This window comes from Mesorhizobium sp. C268A (assembly GCF_040324475.1).
Taxonomy (GTDB): Bacteria; Pseudomonadota; Alphaproteobacteria; order Rhizobiales; family Rhizobiaceae; genus Mesorhizobium.
In genome coordinates, this window is the sequence record NZ_JAMYVX010000001.1 from 2052132 (window position 1) to 2073362 (window position 21231).

The following is a 21231-nucleotide window of genomic DNA, read 5'->3' on the forward strand; positions in this document are numbered from 1 at the left end:
TCGAACCACGGATCTATGTCCTCGGAGAATCTGCGGATCGCGCCGGTAAGCTTTGGATAAGGACGTTCCGCCTTTGAAGAGCAAGGTGGACGTCCTCCTTTGGCACCTCGAAGAGTCGTCTCAAAGTCCCGCAGACCCAGAAGTCCTTCTCTACGATCGTATTGGCAACGCCGCGGGTCGCGCCCGTTTCGCCGAACAGCGCGGAGCGTTCGTGTGCGGGCAAGAGGGCAACCTTATTCACCCAGGGGCACCCACTTGCGTTTTTGGCGATGGCGACGAGCGTGGCCGCATCCATGCGGGTGCCCGAGTGGCGCCAGCGACAAGTGCTTTCTTGTCGCTCACCGATAGCTGGCGCGCGGCCACCTGCGCGACGTCATGCGCACGCATTGGACCCAGGTGGCGCAGAGCCTGCACGACGCTGCCAGCGGCGCTGGCCGGGGCGATCAGATGCTTCGGGGAGGCGTGACGCAGATCCACAACCCGCTTGCCGAGCACAACGCGGCGGGAAGGGCCATCGGTCAGGTAAGTGCTCCTGGCCGGAACTTGGGTGCAGAGGCCAAGCACGTTCGCAGCGCGAGTGCCCGCGATCTGCACCCGCGAGCCGATCTCGCGAGCGAGCGCCTAGGCGACGTCGCGAGAGCGGGCCCAACCCCAGGCGCGTTATTCCAAAGGAGCAGGGACAACTTGCGGGGGTATTGCCGACTTCCACGTTGGATACTGGCGGCAGGGGTCCATTTTGCATGTTGCCAACTGAATCACCAAGTGCCCGAGTTGCACGCGGCCAGTGGAATGAGCAAGCTGCGGCGTGTTCATGAATAGGTGGGGGCCGGTATTTAGCCAATGCTCTAATCGATTATAGTTGTGAAGAGCAGTTTCGGCCGTTTACTTGCCCCACAAGTCCCCATAAAAGGAGACAGCATCGATTCGATGTTATCCCTTGTCTTTCGCGTACTCGCGGTCCGTGGCGCCGAGTGGACGATTGAGGACCGCCAGCCCGCTCACCAGCAGGTCTGCACTGGCGGCTTGGGGCCCGTTGGTAAGCCACAGGAGTAGGACAATGTCGAAGGATTCGGGCAAGGGCGAAAATCACGGCGGCGGCCCCGGGAAGATCGAGATCACGGTGGTGGTGAACGGCCAGCCCACACAGGTCGAAGCCAATCCCAACCAGCCGCTTCACGTCGTCCGCACCAAAGCGCTTGAAAACACGCAGAACGTCGCCCAACCGGCCGAGAATTGGGAATTCAAGGACGAGGCCGGCACCTTGCTCGACGTCGACAAAAAAGTTGGCGATTTCGGTTTCGCGACCACTGTGACCCTGTTCCTCAGCCTGAAGGCGGGCGTCGCAGGTGCCTGAACTCCAAACTGTGGACCCGGAGGTCTCCCGAGCGAAGTTCGATCGGCAGATCGGCTGGTTCCAAACGCAAGCAGCTATTTACCGGGCTCAGGGTTGTTTCCTGATCGAGGCGAGCTTCCCGAAGGCCTTCTTCATCTTCGCACCGCCGAAGATAAAGCCACAGATCATCGGTGCAGCTGTCGAGGTCGACTTCTCCAATTACGACCTCCGACCTCCGTCGGTGGTCTTCGTCGACCCCTTTATGCGCCGGCCGATTGCCCGGAAGGATTTACTGCTTAGGATGTTGAGACGGCCGCATCTACCCGGAACCCCCCCGGATATGATTTTGGTCCTCATGCAGCAGAACGCTCTGTCGCTATCGGACTTCATCCAGGCCAACAGTGCGGAACACACGCCATTCCTGTGCATGGCAGGCGTCCGGGAATACCACGACAATCCAGCCCATTCAGGTGATTCATGGCTTCTCCACCGGGGTTCTGGCGAAGGCTGTTTGGCCTTCGTCCTGGACAAGATCATCAAGTACGGGACCGCTCCCGTGGAGCAGCTTCAGTATCAGTTCCAAATATCAGTGGGAGCCATGATAGCACCCCTTCCCGCCATTCCAGAATGACCGCGCTCAAGGACGTCAGGACAGTCGCTCTTCCCCGAGACTGTCTTTCAAGTGTCTCGGAGCACCTGCGCTCAGTTGGGCGCCGGGGCAATGAGGGGATGGCGCTCTGGGTCGGCGTTCAGCAGGACCAGCACTTTGCCGTAACAGAGACTGTTATCCCGGCACAGCGTCACATTCGGACGGGCGACGGCGTTTGCGTGATAGTTCCGGCCGAAGAACTGCACCGGCTCAATGTCTGGCTCTACAAGAGCAGCCTGAAACTCTTCGCCCAAATCCATAGCCATCCGGGTCGAGCCTACCATTCGACGACCGACGACGCCTACGCGGTCGCTACTACGGTTGGGTGTCTGTCGCTGGTGGTGCCAAATTTCGCCCGCGAGCCTTTCGATCTTGCTCGGGTCGCCGCCTATCGACTTGACGCGAACGCGAACTGGAATGAGGTCCCGTCCGCGGCACTCACGCGAATGATCACGATAACGGGTTTGAACAATGGCACTCGCTAACTTCATCGACCGTGCCGCCACGGCAGCATCTCAGGTGCTGGCCGACTTTCATCTAGGCGACTTCAAAGCAGCTCTCGAGCAGCAGGTCGTGGCTGTGGCCTTCGACAGCCAAGCCGCTTCATGTGCCGAGGGCCAGGCGACGCTTGATCTTACGGTCAGATTGCTCGCCAGACTGTATCCGGTTCTGGCCATACTCCCCCTGGATATGACCGCGAGCTCTCAAGCCCAAGCGCTCGAACGCTTGGCAAAGTCAATCAATCCAAAAATCAGCATCCGGCGTTCCGGCAAGTTTGCCACAGTCTGTGTAGCTGCAGGCGCGGTGCACCCAACACTTCGGTGCCCAACGTTCTTCTTGGGATCGCAGGGTTGGGCGGCAAAGTTGTCGCGTACGGACCCGGTGGGCTCTGGCTCGAGCTTGCTGCCCTATGGAGCCGGCGCCGCAAGCTGCTTTGCCGCCGCCAACGTCTTTCGAACCGTCTTTGCTTCCCAGCTGACCGGCGCGGAGCTGGACGAGAACATCGACCTCTGTTTATACACCTACAACAAGAGCAACGCTGGCGATTCCAGCCCCTTAGACTTCCCTGTCGACCTCGGTGAAACGCACCTCGTTGGGCTCGGCGCGATAGGCCATAGCTCGCTCTGGGCGCTGGCGAGGCAATCCGGTCTGTCCGGGCGCCTGCATGTAGTTGATCACGAAGCTATCGAACTCTCAAACCTGCAGCGCTACGTGTTGGCAGGTCAGGCGGAGGTCGGCCTCTCTAAGGCGGCCCTAGCAACCCACGCCCTTCGGTCCACCGCCCTTGAGGTCGAGGCGCACCCTATGAAGTGGGCAGAATATGTTGCGCGCCGGGGCGACTGGGTATTCGACCGAGTGGGTGTGGCGCTTGACACCGCCGCCGACCGTCTAGCTGTCCAAGGTGCTCTGCCCCGATGGATCGCGAACGCCTGGACTCAGGAGCAAGATCTAGGCATCTCGCGGCATGGTTTCGATGACGGCCAGGCTTGCCTTTGCTGCATGTACATGCCGACCGGGAAATCCAAGGACGAACACCAACTGGTCGCGGAGGAACTCGGAATGCCGGAAGCACACGAGGAGGTAAAAACGCTCCTGCAGACCAATACCGGAGTCCCCAATGAGTTCGTAGCTCGGGTGGCTACGGCGATGGCTGTGCCGTTTGAGCCGCTCGCCGCGTTTGTTGGCCAGCCCCTCCGTTCCTTTTATCAGCAGGTTATCTGCGGCGGCCTGGTGTTCCAGCTTAGCGATGGAAGTCGTCTCCTTCGAACCGTGGTTCCGATGGCCTTTCAATCAGCGCTTGCCGGGATCATGCTTGCCGCAGACCTGGTCAAGCATAGTGCGGGTTTTCCGATGAGTCCGACGACCAGCACTCGCGTGAATCTACTGCGCCCCCTTGGTTCTTACCTCCATGATCCGAAAGCCAAAGATTCCAGCGGCCGCTGCATCTGCAGCGATGAGGATTTCGTTGCCGCCTACAGGCTGAAATACGGCTGTGCCGTTGAACAGCTGAGCGACGGGTCCGCCTAAGAAAGATCTGAAGTCTTCGTTGCCGCCGACGGCGCGCTGTCAAGCGCTCACCGACGTTTTGGACCACGATCGAGTGCCTGATGAGAGTGCGGGGCGGATACTATGACACGCTCGGCCCGCTGCTTGCCCATGTCAGGCCCAGAACCCACGACAGAGATCCTTGAGCGACTGCTCGCCGTTTAACGTTTTTTGTACTGTTATCTACGTTCGACCATATTCGTCGTCGAAGCGAACGATATCATCCTCGGCGAGATAATCGCCGCTCTGCACTTCAATGATAACCAGGTCAATTCTGCCTGGGTTCTCGAGCCGATGCTTATGGCCGCAGGGGATGTAAGTAGATTCGTTTGTCCCCAGGAACAACTCCTGCTCGCCATTGACGATTTTAGCGGAGCCGCTGACCACGACCCAGTGCTCCGAACGATGATAGTGCATCTGCAGGCTCAACTGGCGACCGGGCTTCACCTCGATGCGTTTGATCTTGAAGCGCTCGCCTTCCTCCAGAACCGTATAGGTACCCCAGGGCCGGTGTACCGTGCTATGGACCAGATGAGCTTCATGTCCGGAAGCCTTGAGGCCCTCGAAGAGCTTCTTAACGTCCTGAACGCGGTCGCGGGATGTGACAAGCAAAGCGTCCGGGGAATCCACGATCACCAGATCGCTTACGCCCACCGTGCCGATGACGCGCTTGTCGGAGCTCACATAGGTGCCGGTCGTGTCGACCATGTGCACATCGCCGCGTATCCTGTTCCCGCTTTCGTCGGGGGCGATCAAATCGGCCATTGCGTTCCAAGATCCGATGTCGCTCCAATCCATGTGGCAGGGAATCACGGCAAGTCTGTTAGTCTTCTCCATGACAGCGTGGTCGAGCGAAATTCGCGGCGCGGAACCGAAATGCTCAGGCGCGAGTTCGATTTTGGCAAAGCCTTGGCATTGACTGGCGCGGCCGTTCTCGTAGCTGTCGGCGACGGCCTGGAGCACCTCGGGACAATGCAAAACCATCTCGTCGAGCATGGTTTGCGCACTGAAGCAGAAGATGCCGGCGTTCCAGAAGAAGCGTTGAGACGCGACATAGGCTTTGGCTGTATCCAGATCCGGTTTTTCAACGAAACGGACGACGTTCTCACCATCTGCTTCGATGTAGCCGAATGCTGTGTCCGGTCTGGTTGGGGTGATGCCCAATGTGGCGATCCGCCCGAGCTTCGCATGTTCCATGGCCAGGCCCATGACGTCTAGAAACGCAGGCAGGTTGCCAATCAGGTGATCGGCCGGGAAGACGCACAGGATCGCGTCAGGGCCTTGCGTTGCCCTCGCATGGATCGCGGCTGCAGCCACGGCGGCGGCCGTATCCCGAGGTTCGGGCTCGAGCAGAAAGGTGCGTGGCAGGACCACGGAATCCAGTTCGTCAAATTCGTCCTTGGTCAGGAAGAGGTGTTCCCCGGATGTCACAGCGACGAGTTCCACGACACCTTCTATCGAAGCGACGCGCAGCACAGTGTGCTGAATGAGAGAATATCCATCCGCTACTTTGAGGAAAGGTTTGGGGTGCGATTGCCTTGAGGCGGGCCATAGCCGCGATCCGGCTCCGCCGCTGATGATCACGGGAATGACTTTCATAACCAACCTCAATCTCGTCTCTGGAGTGATCGCCCGCGTTGTTTCGAGCGTCAGCGTCACGATCGCCGTCGCTCTGGCTTGTCTGCGGCCCCGCGTAACAGCGAAGTTCTGGTGCGTTGCAGGCGGCGTCAGATGACGACGCTATCGGTAATGTACGACGCCTCCACTGGCGTCGGTGAGAAATGCGCATTCAACTATGCCTGTTGGTTGCCTCTGCCGAATTGCGCAGGTGGCGGGTCTTAACTGAGATCAGAGACTTGGCTGTCTTCTATCAAAGTCAAACGACTTGGCTCCTTCAGATCGAATTCAATTACCCGTGGTGCGAATAGACGTGCATATCGTGTAAAGGCGCTCGTCGGGGGAAACCGAATTACGGTATCGCAGCGCCCGAGAAGATACATCTCAACGAGGGCGGAAATTCCGCCGTCAATCCCGAGTGCTGCAGTGTGTAAGGGGCCACCTTGATTGGATCCGAAGTGCTTCGGGACAGTGAGCAGATCGGGAAACCTGGCCGACAGAAGATCCAGTATCCGCGCGCTGTCCGTGCATAAGAACAGCCGCACAGGCCTGGGGTGCGGTAACGCCTTAGCCTTGTCAATTGCAGCGCACACTTGCCGAACGGCGAGCTCCGGATCGGCCCAGTAGGGCGCATGCTCCATGATGTCTTCACCGTTACCGTGCCGAACATGAATCCCGATGATGCTGTGCCCCTCAAAACATTCCTGATAAATGGCATCTATGCGGCCTTGAATTTCTGGCCGAGGCTGGACACTCTGGAACACCTGCCGCTCTGCATCCTCATCGCACCGCCACATCAGACAAGCGTCACACACTACTGTGTTCGCTTCGACATCGTGTTCGGCCTGAAAGAGCTCGCCCAACTCATCGCGCTCTTGGAAAATCTGCTCATCTGGCCGGTAAAGGCACTCGATCGCCGGCCTGTTCCACCACTCCGGGAAGAATGGACCAGGGAAGGAAACGTCGTTGACCCGGTCGTCGGAAATAGCCGGCACGCCAGCGATGTCATTGATCGGCTGGAAGAACACCGGAAACGCATTTGTGAAGGGTTGGTCGAGGTAGCAGGCCCCCCGCCAGTCGATGACTAGAGTTCGTCCCGACCGCTGCGCGTAGCGCCAAGCGGCCGCCAACGACCACAGACAATCACCGAACCCCGTACGCCTCCGAGAGATGACGAACCGGCGCTTTTCCACTCCACTAACATGCATTTTCGGAAATCTCGTTCAGAGAGGAGGTTGCATCCGGTTTGGAATCCTTAGTCGACACGTAGACCCTGACGCCGGGCGCTTGGCAGAGGCCGGGCCATAGGGCAGAAGAGCTCACTCAGCACTGCCCACTAATCCCGTGACGCTCGCACAGCTTGAAGCCGATGCCCTCGCTTCGGTTCAGCCTTCTCTACTGGGCCTCCGCGGCATATGTAAAATCTATTGAGTGGATGCCGGCCATCCATGCGTTGGATGCCATGATGAAGGGGCTCGGCTGACGCGGGCCCGGCCAATAGAGCCGAAACAGCCGGGGAACGTTGCGACACTGCCTGCCGGAGCAAATCGTTCCGTCGACGCCATACGCCAAGGGTGCAAGGCTGCATACGCAACCTGTACCGGGCGAGATGAGGTCGACAGCTCGACGCGCCTGGAACCAGCTGATCGACAGAATCTGCAGTCTGCTCCCAAAGTTCTGCACGACCTGTGCCGGATGCTGTGGTGAGGGCTCGCGGCCACGAACTTTGTCCTCGCCCCGAACGGAAGCTCGCGCCTACGACTCCGGGCCGGCGATGCGCCCCCGCTGCTCGGTCAGACCATCCATTCTGTGGATGCACTTTATCCAAACAATCGATTTCACTGATCCAAACAATTCCCATTAGAAGACGCTGAAGCAAGAAAGAAAGGCGTCCTCACTCGCTGATGGATGAGCAAATCAGCGGCAAGGTGCTGGGAGTACATGTCGCTCACGGCGTGAGCTGAGCGGCACTCAGACCGCATGTACGAAGCCGACGGTTAGCGGCGCAACTCTATTTTGCTGTGACTCCAAGCAAGAGGTGTGCTCGGCTGGCGGACTGTCAATGACGAGCTTCGCGCCGCATCTGTCGAAGTGCTCCATAGCGCACGGGGCTGGCCGCACATTGTGTCGGCGTGGCGAGCCGGAGCCGAAACTTTAAACTTTAATAGAGCAGGAATAGAATGGGCGATAGCAGGAAAGTTGCTCTTATTACGGGCATAACTGGACAGGATGGTGCCTATCTTGCCCGTCTTCTTCTCAAAAAAGGCTACATCGTTCATGGGATTAAGCGACGTTCCTCCTCCTTCAACACGGGTCGTATCGAAGACCTCTACCAAGACCCGCACGAATCCGATCCGCGCCTGATCTTGCATTACGGTGACCTCACTGATTCGACTAACCTCATCCGCGTGGTTCAGGAATCTCAGCCAGACGAAATTTACAACTTGGCTGCTCAGAGCCATGTGCAGGTGTCGTTCGAAACACCTGAGTACACAGCAAACGCGGACGGTATCGGTACATTGCGACTTCTTGAGGCGATTCGCCTCCTCGGTCTGACGGACAAGACCCGCTTCTATCAAGCCTCGACTTCGGAGCTATACGGCCTCGTGCAGTCCGTACCGCAGAACGAAACGACGCCCTTTTATCCGCGCAGCCCTTACGCCGCCGCCAAGCTCTACGCCTACTGGATGGTCGTCAATTATCGCGAGGGCTATGGTATGCACGCTTCCAACGGCATTCTTTTTAATCACGAAAGCCCCCTTCGTGGCGAAACTTTTGTGACGCGCAAGATCAGCCGCGCTGCCGCTGCTATCTACCTGGGCAAGCAGGACAAGCTTTATCTCGGCAATCTCGATGCTCAACGCGATTGGGGCCATGCGCGTGAGTACGTGCGAGGTATGTGGATGATGATACAGCAGGATCAACCGGATGATTACGTGCTGGCTACGGGCAAAACGACTCCTGTCCGCCAATTCGTCGAGTGGGCTTTCGAAGATATCGGCGTCGAGATCGAATGGCGTGGCAAGGGTGTCGGCGAAAAGGGCTATGATGTAGCGAGCGGCAGATGCCTAGTCCAAGTGGACCCACGCTACTTCCGCCCCACGGAAGTCGATCTTCTCCTGGGTGACGCTACCAAGGCGAAGGAGAAGCTCGGCTGGGTGCATGAGACATCCGTGCGCGAGCTTGCTGCGGAAATGGTACGCGAAGACCTGAAGGTCATGCAGACATCTGTAGTCATGAAGGAAGCGTAATGTATGATCTGAACGGAAAAACCGTGTGGGTCGCTGGCCACAAAGGTATGGTGGGCAGCGCTGTTGTACGCCGACTCGCGTCTGAAGACTGCAAAGTTGTGGCCGCCCCTCGGGGAGAGCTAGATCTCAAGCGACAGACCGAGGTTGAAAACTTCGTGGCAGTGATGAAACCGGACGCTATCATTATGGCGGCGGCAAAGGTAGGTGGTATTCTCGCGAACGCCACCTATCCGGTCGACTTTCTTTACGACAATCTGATGATCCAGGCCAATATCTTCGCGGCAGCCCACGAAAACAATGTCGACCGCGTCCTCTTCCTCGGCTCGTCTTGCATCTATCCGAAGATGGCACCACAGTCCATTCCTGAAAGCGCGCTTTTGACCGGGCCACTAGAGCGCACCAACGAATGCTACGCCGTCGCCAAGATCACCGGCATCAAAATGGCTCAAGCCTATCGCCAGCAATATGGCCGCGACTACATCTCCGCTATGCCGACGAATCTCTACGGACCAGGCGACAATTATGACTTGCAGTCAAGCCACGTCATCCCAGCGCTGATCCGGAAAGCGCATGAAGCTAAGCTCATAAGTGATAAGCAAATCACCATCTGGGGCACGGGCACACCACGTCGGGAATTCATGCACGTCGACGACTGCGCCGACGCATTAGTCTTCCTTCTGAAGAACTACTCTGACCATGATCACGTCAATCTCGGCTGCGGACAGGACATCACGATCCTAGAGCTGACTAGAATGATCTGCCGTGTAGTCGGATTTACCGGGGAGATCGCGCATGATCACTCTAGACCTGACGGTACACCGCGAAAGCTGATGAGCGTCGACAAGCTGCGCACTTTGGGATGGGCAGCAAAGATCACTCTCATGGAAGGCATCGAGAGTGTCTATCATGCATTTCTGAACGGGAGCTACACCGAACGGCGATAGATAAGAGGATTTGCTGCGTCTCAGGCCTGTACGCGCTTTCGGGACCCAGAGCTAATGTAGACTGAGACAATCACTCGATGGCGATAGCGCTCATGTGAGCCAGCCGCGAGGAGCCCTGCCGGACCCGGACCCCATCCGCTCCAACCTCGTCGCCGTGAAGGTCACGGTGCGCTGCCCACGCCGACGCCGACTGCGTCAATCCTCACAAGGGTAACCGTCGAGAACCGAACGCGTCTACGGTAACCGAATGTACTCTTGTTCTCGTCCGAGGGATCTGTCGATGGGCATTCCGGACGAGCCAAAGTTTGAGCATGTTACCTTCAAAACCCGGTTAGCAACGTCGGATTTGGTATGAAATTCGGAACAAGTGGATTACGGGGCCTGGCGACAGAATTGGCAGGAGCCGCCTCTGCCCTATATGCAACGGCATTCGCGACATTCCTGCTGGAATCCGGCCTGGCCAGAATTGGCGACGAGATACTCATAGGGCGCGACTTTCGCGCCTCGAGTCCGGCCATCGCCGCCGTCTGTGCGGCGGCACTGTCTGCGCTCGGCTTCATCGTAGTCGATTGCGGCGCAGTCCCCACCCCTGCCCTGGCACTGTATGCTCAGGCGCGTAAGAGTGGTTGTTTGATGATCACAGGCTCGCACATTCCGGCCGACCGTAATGGAATAAAATTCTATCGACCCGACGGTGAGATCGACAAGGGTGATGAGCGGGAGATAACGCGCATCGCCTTGCAGTTGGAGAAGCGCGGATACGTCCTTGAAGGTGCTGTTGCACGTCGGCAGCACCGGGAGGCCGAATGCAAGGCCTTTTTCATGGCGCGCAATCGAAAGCTTATGGAGATTAATGCTCTAAAGGGCTTAACGGTGGGCGTATATCAGCACAGCACAGTCGCGCGCGATCTCTTGGTTGACATTCTCTCATATCACTGTGCGACGGTCGTAACCCTGGGACGTTCGGAAGGTTTCATTCCTGTCGACACTGAAGCGGTCTCTGACGAGACTGCTCAACAGTTCAAGCTCTGGGCCAAAGAGCATCGGCTTGATGCGGTCGTCTCGGCAGATGGCGATGGTGACCGCCCACTGGTAGCTGACGACCACGGAGACCCCCTTCGCGGTGATTTGTTAGGCCTGATTACGGCGAACTTCCTGCAAGCGAACGCAGTCGTCACGCCGGTCACATCAAACTCTGGTATCGAGACCGCAGGTTCTTTTAAAGTCGTGCGTACTAAGGTTGGATCGCCATTTGTTATTGCTGCCATGCTCGATTTGGTTGCGTCGGGTCACGAGCGCGTGGTTGGTTTCGAAGCAAACGGTGGTTTGTTGACCGGCACGGACTTTGACCCGAACGGAACTAAACTGCCAGCGCTCCCTACACGCGACAGTTTTCTCCCCATCCTTGCGGCACTTTCCCTTGTTAGTACAAGTGGGCAGCCACTGTCGGAGATTGGCAGTTCCTTTCAATTGCCGGCAGCGGCGGCGGATCGCTTGGAAAATTTTTCCGTCGAAAGCAGCACTCGCCTCATGACATACCTTCGTACAGCGGAAACTAACATCGCCGCCTTCGTCGGGTCGATTGGAGTGGTAAGCAAGGTTAGCGATGTTGACGGACTTCGTATCACTCTCGCGGATAACCGTGTCTTGCATTTGCGTCCATCCGGAAATGCCCCGGAAATGCGGTGCTACGTCGAAGCCGAAAATCGGGAGGACGCGGAGCTTTTGCTCCGGACTGGATTGGATCGAATTCGTAATTGGACGCAAGGCTAAATAAAAGCCGCCTCCATTCCAGGCGACCCTGGGGGTCGCACGAGCTACTCTAGCGCGATCAGAACGTCCACAGTGTCCCTGGCCCTGTCCGCTTTGAAGCGAACCGGAACGCCCGTGGAAACAGCCGATCCGTACCGGCCACTGCCCGTCCGGTAGCTCATGGTCAAGGCAGCGCCTTCCGGTAGCGAACAGCCGGTCCCGCACTCACCGCCTGTGCCGCATGTACGATGGCGTTGGTGTCCAGGCCGTGGTGACGGTAGAGGTCCGCAATAGTCCCCGTCTGGCCGAACTGCTCGACCCCGAGCGCCTTCACGCGATGCCCGTGAACCCCACCGAGCCACGCGAGCGTCGCCGGGTGGCCGTCGATCACGGTGACGATGCCGCAGTCACGCGATAGCGGCGTGAGCAGCCGCTCGATATGACTCAGGGCGCCAATCGCGCCACGCTGCCGGGCTCGTTCCGCCGCCTGCCAGCCCGCATTAAGCCGGTCCGCGGAGGTGATCGCGAGCAGCCCGACATCGCGCCGGTCCTCCGCCAGAAGACCCGTCGCGGCAATCGCCTCCGGCGCGACAACGCCTTGATAAGCAATGACGACACTCGCGTTCGGCCCGGGCGGACGCAGCCAATAGGCGCCATTGACGATGTCCCGCGCGAGCGCCGGGTTCATGTCGCGCAGCGGCTGCTCGAGCGGCCGGGTTGACAGGCGAAGATAGACCGATCCTCCGGTCTGATCACGCAGCCACGTCGTCTCATCCGGATCCCCCTCGCCATTACGTTGCATGTAATCGAAGGCAAAGCGCATGATCACGGACAGTTCGTCGACGAAGGCCGGTTCGAAGGCGCAAAGCCCATCCTGCGCCATGCCGATCAATGGGGTGCCGATCGACTGGTGTGCCCCGCCCTCGGGCGCCAGCGTCACGCCCGAGGGCGTTGCGACCAGCATGAAGCGCGCATCCTGATAGCAGGCGTAGTTTAGCTGGTCGGCCGATCGGTAGATGAAGGGATCATAGACTGTCCCGATCGGCAGCAGACGCACGCCATTGATCGAGTGCGAGAGACCGAGCGCCCCGAGCATGATCATCAGGTTCGACTCGGCGATACCGAGCTCGAGGTGCTGCCCCTTCGGCCCAAATTCCCAGGTAAAGGTCGACGGAATGCGTTCGGCCTTGAAGGTGTCCGCCATGGTCTCCCTGGCGAAAAGGCCGCGCCGGTTGACCCAGCCACCGAGATTGGTCGAGACCGTCACATCGGGCGAGGTGGTCACAATGCGGTCGGCAAGCAGACTGCGCTCGCGTGCGATGTCGTTCAGGATCTGGCCGAAGCCCATCTGGGTCGAGAGCGGCTTGCCGGGCTGCCCCGGTGACGGAAGGGTTTCGGGCACCGGCACCGAAGGCGCAGACAGCCTCCTACGCCCCTCACTGAAGAACGGCGCTTTTGCGAAGAAGGCGTCAAGTTCCGCTTCCGGCAAGGTGGCGGCCGCCCATTTGTCCCACTCCTCACCCCGCTTTACGCCCATCTGCAGGCGGTAGTCTTCCATCTGCGTGGGCGTCATCTGCCCCGCGTGGTTGTCCTTGTGTCCGGCAAGCGGCAGACCGTAGCCCTTGATGGTGTAACAGATGAAGCAGACGGGACGGTCATGCCTGGACGCCGCCTCGAAGGCTTCGAGGAGGCTCGGCATGTCATGCCCGCCAAGGTTCGTCATCAACGCCTGCAACTCGTCGTCGGAGCGGCTTTCGATCAGAGTGGTGACCGGCCCTTGGTCTCCGATCTCGTCGAGCAGCCGCTTGCGCCAGGCAGCCCCCCCTTGGAAGGTCAGCGCCGAATAGAGCTGGTTCGGACAGCGCTCTATCCACTCGAGCAGCTTCTCGCCCCCCGGCTCGGCAAAGGCAGCCTCTTGCAGAGCGCCGTGGCGCAGGACCATCACGTCCCAGCCGAAGTTGCGAAAAATCTGCTCGAACCGCTGCCAGAGGCCCTCCCGGATCACGGCGTCGAGCGACTGGCGATTGTAGTCGACCACCCACCAGCAGTTCCTGAGCCCGTGCTTCCAGCCTTCGATCAGGGCCTCGTAGATGTTGCCCTCATCCATCTCGGCGTCGCCGATCAGGCTGACCATTCGGCCCTCGGAACGCTCCTTCATCCAGCCGTGACCCGAGACGTAGTCCTGCACCAGCGACGAGAACAGCGTCTGAGCAACGCCGAGACCCACCGACCCGGTCGAGAAGTCGACATCGTCGACATCCTTCGTCCGCGAAGGATAGCTCTGCGCGCCCTTGTAGCCGCGGAAGTTCATGAGCTTTTCATGGGTCTGGTTGCCCGCCAGATACTGAAGTGCATGGAAGATCGGCGCCGCGTGGGGTTTGACCGCCACCCGATCCTGCGGGCGCAGGACCGAACCGTAGAGCGCGGTCATGATGGTGCTCAGCGACGCGGACGAGGCCTGATGCCCCCCGACCTTGATCTCATCGCCCTCGCGGAGGTGGTTGGCGTGGTGGATCGTCCAGGCTGCGAGCCAGGAGACGCAGCGCTCGATCTCGTTCAGATATTCCAGTTTCCTCGTCATTCAGTTTCCCGCAAATCAGCTGCCGGTCTCACAGGACCCCCGCCCAAATGGTCAAAGATCGAGCTTCAACACACCTGTCGCGCGCGACACGCAGGGGATGAAGCGGTGGCCGCGTGCCTCTTTGGACAGGACGGCATCCCGATGGATCGGCTGTCCCGCCAGCATTGCGCATTCGCAGGTCCCGCACACCCCGTTCTCACACGAGGCCATCAACGGCACACCGGCCGCACGCAAGGCGGCCAGTGCCGTGGTCTCAGCCGAAACCTCAACCACCCTGCCCGCACGGAGTTCTATGACGAATGGTTCCGGTGGCGCGCCATCAAACTCGGGAGGCTGGAAAGTTTCGAAATGAACCGTGCCCTCGGGCCAGGGTTCAGCCGCCCGCCCCACGGCGGCCATGAATCCGGGCGGCCCGCAATAGTAAACCTGAGCCTCGGCCGAACGGTTCGCCAGCAGCGCGGCGATGTCCTGGCGGGTCGCCGGCTCGTCGTCGAAATGGAACCGAACATTATCGCCAGGAAGATCGTCCTCGATTACCTCCAAGAGTGGCGTGAGCGCCCGGCCGCGGGTGAAATAGTGCAACTCGAAGGGCTTGGCCTGCCGGGCGAGCGCGCGCGCCATGGCCAGAACCGGGGTGATCCCGATCCCCCCTGCCAGCAGCAAAGTCGGCCCCTCGCCTGGCTTGAGAGCAAAATGGTTGCGTGGCGTGGAGACAGGCAGTGTGGAGCCGACGACAATGGTTTCGTGGATCCACGCCGAGCCGCCACGGCCGTCATTCTCGCGCTTCACCGCGATGGTGTAGCAGCTGAGCTCGGTCGGGTCGCCGCAAAGTGAATACTGACGTACCTTTCCTTCGGGAAGATGGACATCAACGTGAGAACCCGCTTCGAACGCCGGCAGCACAGGTTTGCGTGGGCGTTTCAGGTCGATGACCAGCACGTCGCCCGGCTCCTTGCGGACAGCGGTCACGGTCAGCTTCATGATAATACGCGGCGAGGCCATGGCGTTTCACTCGTCGATGGGCAAGATCAGATCACCGGGGCGGATCACGCCCCCGACCTCGATTGTGCAGTTCAGGCCGGAGCGGTTCAGAAGCCCCTCGTAGAGACCCGGAAGCCCCAGCAACTCCTCGATATACTTGCACGGCACATTCATCCGGGCGGCTCTGAGGATCGTTTCCCCGACCCGGAAGCGTTTGCCGACAAGATGGCCAAGCGGAACGCCTCGTGTCGTCAGATTGCGCCGGTGATCTTCGGGTGCGAGCTTGGCCTTGAAGCCCGGAATCCCGGGCTCGCCCTTCGCGATGGCGTCCAGAACTTCAGCTTCGATCAGTGTCACCTCCCGAACGTCAGGACGCGCCGAATAGGTCCCCGTCCCCAGGTAGTAGCGGTCTCCGACAATGCCTTGGCCGGCAATAAGCTGCGCCTGCGCCAGCTCCTCCATTTCATAGGAGGCAGCGGGCGCGATATGGACGTGAAGCAGCTTTCCTTGCCAGATCATGCATCGCTCTCGGAAATTCGTCTCGCACCAAAATCTGCCGCCAAACTGGCCTGATCAACAGCACCAGTTGCATGGCGTTTTCCCAGTCCAGTTGGCTTTGCCACGAAATGCGGGTGGGCCTTAGGATTGCTTGCAGCGCCAGCTTTTGACGTCCCCCGTCTCAGTTGTTCCGCACCGGCATCGCGTCTTGCACCTGCTTGACAACCTCTCGCAGGACCTCAACGCCCTTCCCGATCTGCCGAATGCTCAAGGCGGCATAGCCCATGACAAGTCCGACGCGATCGGTGCGGCCTTCGTTCGATGGCCGTTCGTAGAGCGGCGAGATCAGGTGTAGCCCCAGGCCAGCGTCGCGGGCGGATTCGACCAAGGCCGTTTCCCGCGATCGTGGCAGGTCATTGAACCAAATCGCGACGTGCAGTCCCGCATCAGCTCCCTGGACAGTGATGCGATCCCCGAAGCTGTGCTGCAAGGCATCCAACAACATTTCCCGACGCTCGCCGTTCAGCCTGCGCACACGGCGCACATGGCTTTCGTAGCCGCCGCTCTCGATCAAAGATGCCAGCGCTTCCTGTTCAGCGACCGGCGAATGCCGGTCTGCGAATTGTTTGGCGTTTGCGAAGACCTCCTGCAATTCGGGTGGGACGACGAGGTAGCCGATGCGCAGCATTGGCGAGAGCGTCTTGGATATCGTGCCGAGATAGATGACAGCCCCGTGGTCCTCGAGACTGTGCAGCGGTGGAACCGGATTGATGTCGTAGCGATATTCGCTGTCGTAGTCGTCCTCGATCACATAGGCGTTGTTGTGCCGCGCCCATTCCAAGAGTTGGTGGCGGCGCGCAATAGGCATAACGCCACCCAGCGGAAACTGATGCGATGGCGTGACATAAGCCAGTCGTGCCCCGATCCCCGCCAGCAACTCGGTCTTCATCCCGTCTTCGTCGACGATGACCGGGATGGGTGAGGCACCCGTACTGGCAAAGACCTGACGCGCCATCCTGTAGCACGGATCCTCGATGACGAAGCGGTCGGCGGGATCGAGAAGCAGGCGCGCGCACAGATCAAGGCCCTGCTGCGAACCGCTGACGATGATGATCTGGTCGAGGTCGCAGCTCAGGGTCCGGGCGCGCCAGAGATATCCCTGAAGCGCCTGGCGGAGCCGGCGCGAGCCGCGAGGATCGTCATAGGCAAGACGCAGCGGGCGCTGCCCCATCGCCTCGTTCATCGCGCGTTTCCAGACCAACGATGGGAAATCCGACGGTGCCAGGTCCCCATAGCGGAACTCGACCTTCAGCCCAGTCGGCAGATAATCTGGCCAGGGTGACGTCGCGCGCAGCCGCTCGCCATATGCGGACAGGTGGATTGGGCCGACCCGTTTCGCGTGAGTGCGGCCCGTCTCATGGCCAATCAACGAAGACGCAACGCGAGGTCGCGCGCCTTGACGGGCTTCGATGAAACCTTCCGCAGCCAGTTGCTCATAGGCGACCGTTACCGTGGTTCGCGAAACGCCGAGGTCATTTGCCAGGGCCCGGGAGGATGGCAACTGACTGCCGGTTTCGTAGACGCCGCCGAGGATTTGCTCGCGAAGGGCTTCGTATATCTGGCGTGCACCCATCGCGTGCGAGCGCGCTGCAGACCCGGCACTTGAAGACTGGACCATCTCTTTCATCGCCAACTGGATATTTCACATCGGCCAGTTTGCCGTCAATGTTTTCGGAGCCCAAGAAAGATCTCAGAGGCCGAATGACCCGCAAATATCAATCCGAAACCGATGCTCCAACGGGGTCTCTCAACCGCACCAGCCCCGGATTTGCCACCCGGGCGATCCATCATGGCTACGATCCGGCCGGCTTTTCCAATGCCGTCCAGCCGCCAGTGTTCCTGACGTCAACCTATGGGTTCGAAAGCGTGGCAGCAAACGAGGCCGCCGCCGCTCTTGGTGGACGGCTCTATGCGCGCGAATACAATCCGACGACCGAGATCCTCGAGCAGCGGCTCGCCAATCTGGAAGGAGCCGAGGCGGGGCTGGTTGTTGCCTCGGGGATGGCGGCCTTCGGCACGCTGATCCTGTCGCTCCTGTCCCAAGGCGATGAACTCATCGTCCACAAGACGCTTTATGCGAACACGCTTGCCATGGTCGAACAGGCGGTCCCCCGCTTCGGCATCAAGGTCGTCGCGGTCGATCTGTCCGATCCCCAAAATCTCGATGCCGCGATCACCGAGCGGACGCGGCTGGTTTTCTTCGAGACGCCGGTCAATCCGCTGAGCCGCATCCTCGACATCGCGGCAATTGCCGAGCGCGCTCACGAGCGCGGTGTAAGGGTTGCAGTCGACAGCACCTTCGCCTCGCCCGCGCTCCAGCGACCGCTTGAGCACGGGGCGGACATCGTGCTCCACTCGCTGACCAAGTACATCAATGGTCATGGCGATGCCCTTGGCGGAGCGCTTCTCGGCGACGCGCAAACGCTCCGCACGCTGCATGAAACCGGCCTGCGCTACATCACCGGCGCAGCGCTCTCGCCCATGTCAGCTTTCCTGATCCTGCGCGGTCTGAAGACGCTGACGCTGCGCATGGAACGGCACAGCGCCACGGCCCTTGCGGTGGCTCGGGCGCTGGAAGCGCACCCGGCAGTGGCATTTGTGAGTTATCCCTTCCTCGACTCGCACCCTGATCAGGTGACGGCGCGAAAACAGATGTCCAACGGATCGGGCATGTTGGCCTTTGGCCTCCACGCTGGATACGAAGGAGCGCGCCTGATGATGGACCGGCTCAACCTGATCACTCGCGCCGTCAGCCTCGGCGATGCCGACAGCCTTATCTATCATCCAGCAAGCCTCACCCGTGCTCGGCAGCCGATCCGCAAGGATGCCCATTTGGCCGATGGAGTGGGCGAGGACCTCATGCGTCTCTCGGTGGGTCTTGAAGACGCCGATGACCTCATCGCAGACCTGCGGCGGGGTCTGGACGGCTTATGATGACCTGTCGTGTGGCCACCCTTGCGCTCACGCATGAACCTGGAGCCTTGCCATGGCATTCCTGAGCGGTCTTTCCGCGTTCCCCATTACGCCGACCGATCGTGACGGCCGTGTCGATAGCGTTGGTCTGCGCAAGCTGATTTCTCGGCTTGGCGCCGCTCAGGTCCATTCAATCGGTCTTCTCGGCAGCACCGGCACATACATGTATCTGTCGCGGGAGCAACGGCGGCGGGCGCTCGCCGAGACCTTGGACGAAATCGCAGGGCGAATGCCGGTCGTGGTGGGTATAGGCGCGCTGCGCACCGACGAAGCCGTGAGGCTCGCGCAGGACGCCAAGGCCCTTGGAGCTGCCGCGGGTTTGCTTGCCGCCGCCTCCTACACCCCGCTTACTGATGACGAGGTGTTCGAACATTTCTCCACTGTGGCGCGCGAAAGTGGCCTGCCGATCGTCGTCTACGACAATCCAGGAACGACGCATTTCCATTTCAGTCCACCCCTTGTCAGCCGCCTGGCAAAGGTGGCTGGGATTGTCGCCATCAAGAATCCGACAGACAAAAGCGATGCGATCAAGAACCACCTGACCGCCCAGAGGCGCACACTGCCGGAAGGGTTCTCGATTGGCTACAGCGGCGACTGGAACGCCGCCGAGGCCATGATCGCCGGCGCCGACACATGGTACAGCGTCCTCGCGGGCATCCTGCCCGAGGTCTGCATGACGATCCTCACAGCGGCGCAACAGGGCGATGCGGCCGAAGCGCGACGGATCGATGCCGCGCTGGTCCCGATCTGGAGCCTCTTCAAGGAGTTCTCGAGCCTTCGCGTCGTCTATGCACTCGCTGAATTGCTCGACATTTGCCGCGCCGACCCCCCGCGTCCCATCCTGCCTCTGCCCCCAGCAGCGAAGCGCCAGATCGCCGCCGCGTTGGAACGCTTGCCATCGGATGCCAGCCGGTGAACAGCAAACCCCGTTCGGCAAGTGAAAGGAAGTGTCATGTATTACCCGCTCATTTCGAGAACTGATCGAAAACAACGCACTCGGCGTGCTGATAGCCATGGCTGGAGCGGTCTCGACGCCAATCACACCCCCTTCGAACTCGACAATCGACTGCGGAGGTACAGACTGCGCAGGGCACTCCGCCCATGCCGCACCGTTCGCCTTCAAACTAGGAATCGGTGGTTTATCCATTGGAATGGCATCGAGCCGGCGCTTTACTTCCGGCCCGGTGCGCGCATTGAAGCCGGTGCCAATGCCGCCGGCGAACACCAGATTTCCGTCCTCGACATTCGCCAGAGCACGCTTCCCGACCGCCGTAACTGTTGCCGGGTTCGCAGCCGATGACGATGAACTCATCACTCAGCACGCATTTTGTCTCACCCATTCTTGGCGCCGGCCGGATCGATATGGACTGACACGCAGCTTGGAGAAGATGCCGTCGAGGCCGAACTGGGAGACTTGCGCGAGAATGTCGCTGCCGCCGCTGATCTCGTCGCTCAGAACGATGCCGTTTGGCGGCGTCTCAGCAGGTTAACTAGCGGTTTGCGCCGATCGACGAGTGGCCGATCGCGAAGACCCTCGCCGTCGATCTTGAGCGGGTCGAAGCCGGCAAGCATGGTCCTGACGTCTCCCGCCGCGGCCAAGAGCCCGCTGAAGACTGGGAATGCGCGACAAGCCTTCTGGTCAACGACGAACGCATCACCGTCTATTATCGCGTCCGAGGCGCCGAGCTCGGCCACCGCCCGGGACGATAGCCGGAAACCTGAGGGTCCAGTCGTGGAGGTTGCGGGTCGAGGTAGGCCCCCATCGATAGTCGTCCCATTTCATTTCGTGTAGCCAATCAGGGCCCTGCCGGACGCGGCCGACCAGCGGTCGATGTTCGCGACGACCCGAATGTCCAGTCTCGTGTAACCCAGCCTAAAGCGGCCTGTCCGCCCAAAAAATGACATTCAGTTGCCTCCAGCCTTCGACACGACCCACTTCACGATCTCGTAACTCGCCAACCTAGCGGCTTGTTGCTTGAGCTGCGCGTTCCTAGGGTGTGGTCGGCTAGGCCTCAGCAACAAGAGCTCGGTTGCCAGGCGGGCGGAGGCTCAACGAGATAGCCAGCTCAGGACAAGGAGAGCAAGCAATGGTCGCTTTTACCCTCAATGGCGAGGTGCGAACACTCGACGTCGATCCAGAGATGCCGCTGCTCTGGGCGGTCCGTGACGTCATCGGACTCACGGGAACGAAATTCGGTTGCGGGCTTGCCCAGTGCGGCGCTTGCACGGTTCACGTTAACGGCATGCCGACGCGCTCGTGCCAGACCGCAGTCGGCGACATCGAAGGAGCCTCGATCATCACCATTGAGGGTGTGTCGGGCAAGATAGGCGAAACGGTCCAGGCCGTGTGGGCCGAGTTCGACGTACCTCAATGCGGCTATTGCCAGTCTGGCCAGATCATGTCGGCCGTGGCCCTCCTTACAGAGACGCCTAAGCCGTCGGACGATGATATTGATTCGGCGATGAGCGGCAATCTCTGCCGCTGCGCCACCTATCATCGCATCCGCGCGGCCATCCACGAGACCGCCAACCGGCTGGAGACTTGA

General features: G+C 60.1%; 16 protein-coding genes and 1 pseudogene. 10 read left to right on the forward strand and 7 right to left on the reverse strand.

Features of this window, described 5'->3' with window-relative positions; all coding sequences use genetic code 11:
* Nucleotides 1-250: 250 nt before the first annotated feature.
* A pseudogene (locus tag NKL06_RS09970) lies at nucleotides 251-621 on the reverse strand (DUF6088 family protein); the annotation flags it as partial.
* 436 nt (nucleotides 622-1057) lie between these two features.
* Between NKL06_RS09970 and NKL06_RS09975 the strand changes: the two are divergent.
* The 4 genes from NKL06_RS09975 (at nucleotide 1058) to NKL06_RS09990 (ending at nucleotide 4010) form a co-directional block, all read left to right on the forward strand.
* Nucleotides 1058-1354, forward strand: a complete 297-nt coding sequence (locus NKL06_RS09975) for a DUF2604 domain-containing protein (protein WP_023672403.1) — start codon at nucleotides 1058-1060, stop codon at nucleotides 1352-1354.
* Nucleotides 1347-1964, forward strand: a complete 618-nt coding sequence (locus NKL06_RS09980) for a putative metal-binding protein (RefSeq protein WP_023692476.1) — start codon at nucleotides 1347-1349, stop codon at nucleotides 1962-1964. Before NKL06_RS09975 ends, NKL06_RS09980 begins: the two co-directional genes overlap by 8 nt.
* 98 nt (nucleotides 1965-2062) lie before the next feature.
* The gene (locus tag NKL06_RS09985) at nucleotides 2063-2467 is read left to right on the forward strand and encodes a hypothetical protein (RefSeq protein ID WP_245267108.1); all 405 of its coding nucleotides are present in this window, start codon (nucleotides 2063-2065) and stop codon (nucleotides 2465-2467) included.
* Complete coding sequence (locus tag NKL06_RS09990) at nucleotides 2454-4010, forward strand: E2 ligase fold family C protein (RefSeq protein ID WP_023692478.1); 1557 nt, start codon at nucleotides 2454-2456, stop codon at nucleotides 4008-4010. Before NKL06_RS09985 ends, NKL06_RS09990 begins: the two co-directional genes overlap by 14 nt.
* A 201-nt stretch (nucleotides 4011-4211) precedes the next feature.
* Here NKL06_RS09990 and NKL06_RS09995 read toward each other — a convergent pair whose 3' ends face one another.
* The gene (locus tag NKL06_RS09995; protein ID WP_023692479.1) at nucleotides 4212-5627 is read right to left on the reverse strand and encodes a mannose-1-phosphate guanylyltransferase/mannose-6-phosphate isomerase; all 1416 of its coding nucleotides are present in this window, start codon (nucleotides 5625-5627) and stop codon (nucleotides 4212-4214) included.
* A 239-nt stretch (nucleotides 5628-5866) separates the two neighbouring features.
* Nucleotides 5867-6853 (reverse strand): nodulation protein NodZ, encoded by a 987-nt coding sequence (locus tag NKL06_RS10000; RefSeq protein WP_023692480.1) that lies wholly within the window; start codon nucleotides 6851-6853, stop codon nucleotides 5867-5869.
* A 972-nt stretch (nucleotides 6854-7825) separates the two neighbouring features.
* On the opposite strand from NKL06_RS10000, the gene gmd reads away from it, so the two are divergent.
* The 3 genes from gmd to NKL06_RS10015 all read left to right on the forward strand — a co-directional run bounded on the left by gmd (nucleotide 7826) and on the right by NKL06_RS10015 (nucleotide 11613).
* Nucleotides 7826-8896, forward strand: coding sequence for a GDP-mannose 4,6-dehydratase (gmd, locus tag NKL06_RS10005; protein ID WP_023692482.1), 1071 nt, complete (start codon nucleotides 7826-7828; stop codon nucleotides 8894-8896).
* Nucleotides 8896-9840, forward strand: a complete 945-nt coding sequence (gene fcl / locus NKL06_RS10010; RefSeq protein WP_023692483.1) for a GDP-L-fucose synthase — start codon at nucleotides 8896-8898, stop codon at nucleotides 9838-9840. The genes gmd and fcl overlap by 1 nt, the downstream gene beginning before the upstream one ends.
* 351 nt (nucleotides 9841-10191) lie before the next feature.
* Nucleotides 10192-11613 carry a phosphomannomutase gene (locus NKL06_RS10015; RefSeq protein ID WP_023692484.1) on the forward strand — a complete coding sequence of 474 codons (1422 nt, stop codon included), beginning with the start codon at nucleotides 10192-10194 and terminating at the stop codon, nucleotides 11611-11613.
* 163 nt (nucleotides 11614-11776) lie between these two features.
* Here NKL06_RS10015 and NKL06_RS10020 read toward each other — a convergent pair whose 3' ends face one another.
* The 4 genes from NKL06_RS10020 to pdxR form a co-directional block, all read right to left on the reverse strand.
* The gene (locus tag NKL06_RS10020; RefSeq protein WP_023692485.1) at nucleotides 11777-14173 is read right to left on the reverse strand and encodes a transketolase; all 2397 of its coding nucleotides are present in this window, start codon (nucleotides 14171-14173) and stop codon (nucleotides 11777-11779) included.
* A gap of 51 nt (nucleotides 14174-14224) precedes the next feature.
* The gene (locus tag NKL06_RS10025; RefSeq protein WP_023692486.1) at nucleotides 14225-15175 is read right to left on the reverse strand and encodes a PDR/VanB family oxidoreductase; all 951 of its coding nucleotides are present in this window, start codon (nucleotides 15173-15175) and stop codon (nucleotides 14225-14227) included.
* A 6-nt stretch (nucleotides 15176-15181) separates the two neighbouring features.
* A complete protein-coding gene (locus NKL06_RS10030) occupies nucleotides 15182-15673 on the reverse strand; it encodes an MOSC domain-containing protein (RefSeq protein WP_023692487.1) in 492 nt (163 codons plus the stop codon).
* A gap of 160 nt (nucleotides 15674-15833) precedes the next feature.
* Nucleotides 15834-17330 carry a MocR-like pyridoxine biosynthesis transcription factor PdxR gene (pdxR, locus tag NKL06_RS10035; RefSeq protein ID WP_023692488.1) on the reverse strand — a complete coding sequence of 499 codons (1497 nt, stop codon included), beginning with the start codon at nucleotides 17328-17330 and terminating at the stop codon, nucleotides 15834-15836.
* Nucleotides 17331-17413: 83 nt separating this feature from the next.
* Here pdxR and NKL06_RS10040 point away from each other — a divergent pair, with 83 nt between their 5' ends.
* The 3 genes from NKL06_RS10040 to NKL06_RS10050 all read left to right on the forward strand — a co-directional run bounded on the left by NKL06_RS10040 (nucleotide 17414) and on the right by NKL06_RS10050 (nucleotide 21231).
* Nucleotides 17414-18646, forward strand: a complete 1233-nt coding sequence (locus tag NKL06_RS10040) for a trans-sulfuration enzyme family protein (RefSeq protein WP_023692489.1) — start codon at nucleotides 17414-17416, stop codon at nucleotides 18644-18646.
* A gap of 52 nt (nucleotides 18647-18698) precedes the next feature.
* Nucleotides 18699-19601 (forward strand): dihydrodipicolinate synthase family protein, encoded by a 903-nt coding sequence (locus NKL06_RS10045; RefSeq protein ID WP_023692490.1) that lies wholly within the window; start codon nucleotides 18699-18701, stop codon nucleotides 19599-19601.
* Between the two features lie 1171 nt (nucleotides 19602-20772).
* Nucleotides 20773-21231: a (2Fe-2S)-binding protein gene (locus tag NKL06_RS10050; RefSeq protein WP_023692492.1), complete on the forward strand. Its 459-nt coding sequence runs from the start codon at nucleotides 20773-20775 to the stop codon at nucleotides 21229-21231.

Coding starts and splice junctions, on each gene's coding strand:
- NKL06_RS09975 (WP_023672403.1), top strand. CDS start 1,058: ATGTCGAAGGATTCGGGCAAGGGCGAAAATCACGGCGGCGGCCCCGGG.
- NKL06_RS09985 (WP_245267108.1), top strand. CDS start 2,063: ATGGCGCTCTGGGTCGGCGTTCAGCAGGACCAGCACTTTGCCGTAACA.
- NKL06_RS09990 (WP_023692478.1), top strand. CDS start 2,454: ATGGCACTCGCTAACTTCATCGACCGTGCCGCCACGGCAGCATCTCAG.
- NKL06_RS09995 (WP_023692479.1), bottom strand. CDS start 5,627: ATGAAAGTCATTCCCGTGATCATCAGCGGCGGAGCCGGATCGCGGCTA.
- NKL06_RS10000 (WP_023692480.1), bottom strand. CDS start 6,853: ATGCATGTTAGTGGAGTGGAAAAGCGCCGGTTCGTCATCTCTCGGAGG.
- gmd (WP_023692482.1), top strand. CDS start 7,826: ATGGGCGATAGCAGGAAAGTTGCTCTTATTACGGGCATAACTGGACAG.
- fcl (WP_023692483.1), top strand. CDS start 8,896: ATGTATGATCTGAACGGAAAAACCGTGTGGGTCGCTGGCCACAAAGGT.
- NKL06_RS10015 (WP_023692484.1), top strand. CDS start 10,192: ATGAAATTCGGAACAAGTGGATTACGGGGCCTGGCGACAGAATTGGCA.
- NKL06_RS10020 (WP_023692485.1), bottom strand. CDS start 14,173: ATGACGAGGAAACTGGAATATCTGAACGAGATCGAGCGCTGCGTCTCC.
- NKL06_RS10025 (WP_023692486.1), bottom strand. CDS start 15,175: ATGGCCTCGCCGCGTATTATCATGAAGCTGACCGTGACCGCTGTCCGC.
- NKL06_RS10030 (WP_023692487.1), bottom strand. CDS start 15,673: ATGATCTGGCAAGGAAAGCTGCTTCACGTCCATATCGCGCCCGCTGCC.
- pdxR (WP_023692488.1), bottom strand. CDS start 17,330: ATGGTCCAGTCTTCAAGTGCCGGGTCTGCAGCGCGCTCGCACGCGATG.
- NKL06_RS10040 (WP_023692489.1), top strand. CDS start 17,414: ATGACCCGCAAATATCAATCCGAAACCGATGCTCCAACGGGGTCTCTC.
- NKL06_RS10045 (WP_023692490.1), top strand. CDS start 18,699: ATGGCATTCCTGAGCGGTCTTTCCGCGTTCCCCATTACGCCGACCGAT.
- NKL06_RS10050 (WP_023692492.1), top strand. CDS start 20,773: ATGGTCGCTTTTACCCTCAATGGCGAGGTGCGAACACTCGACGTCGAT.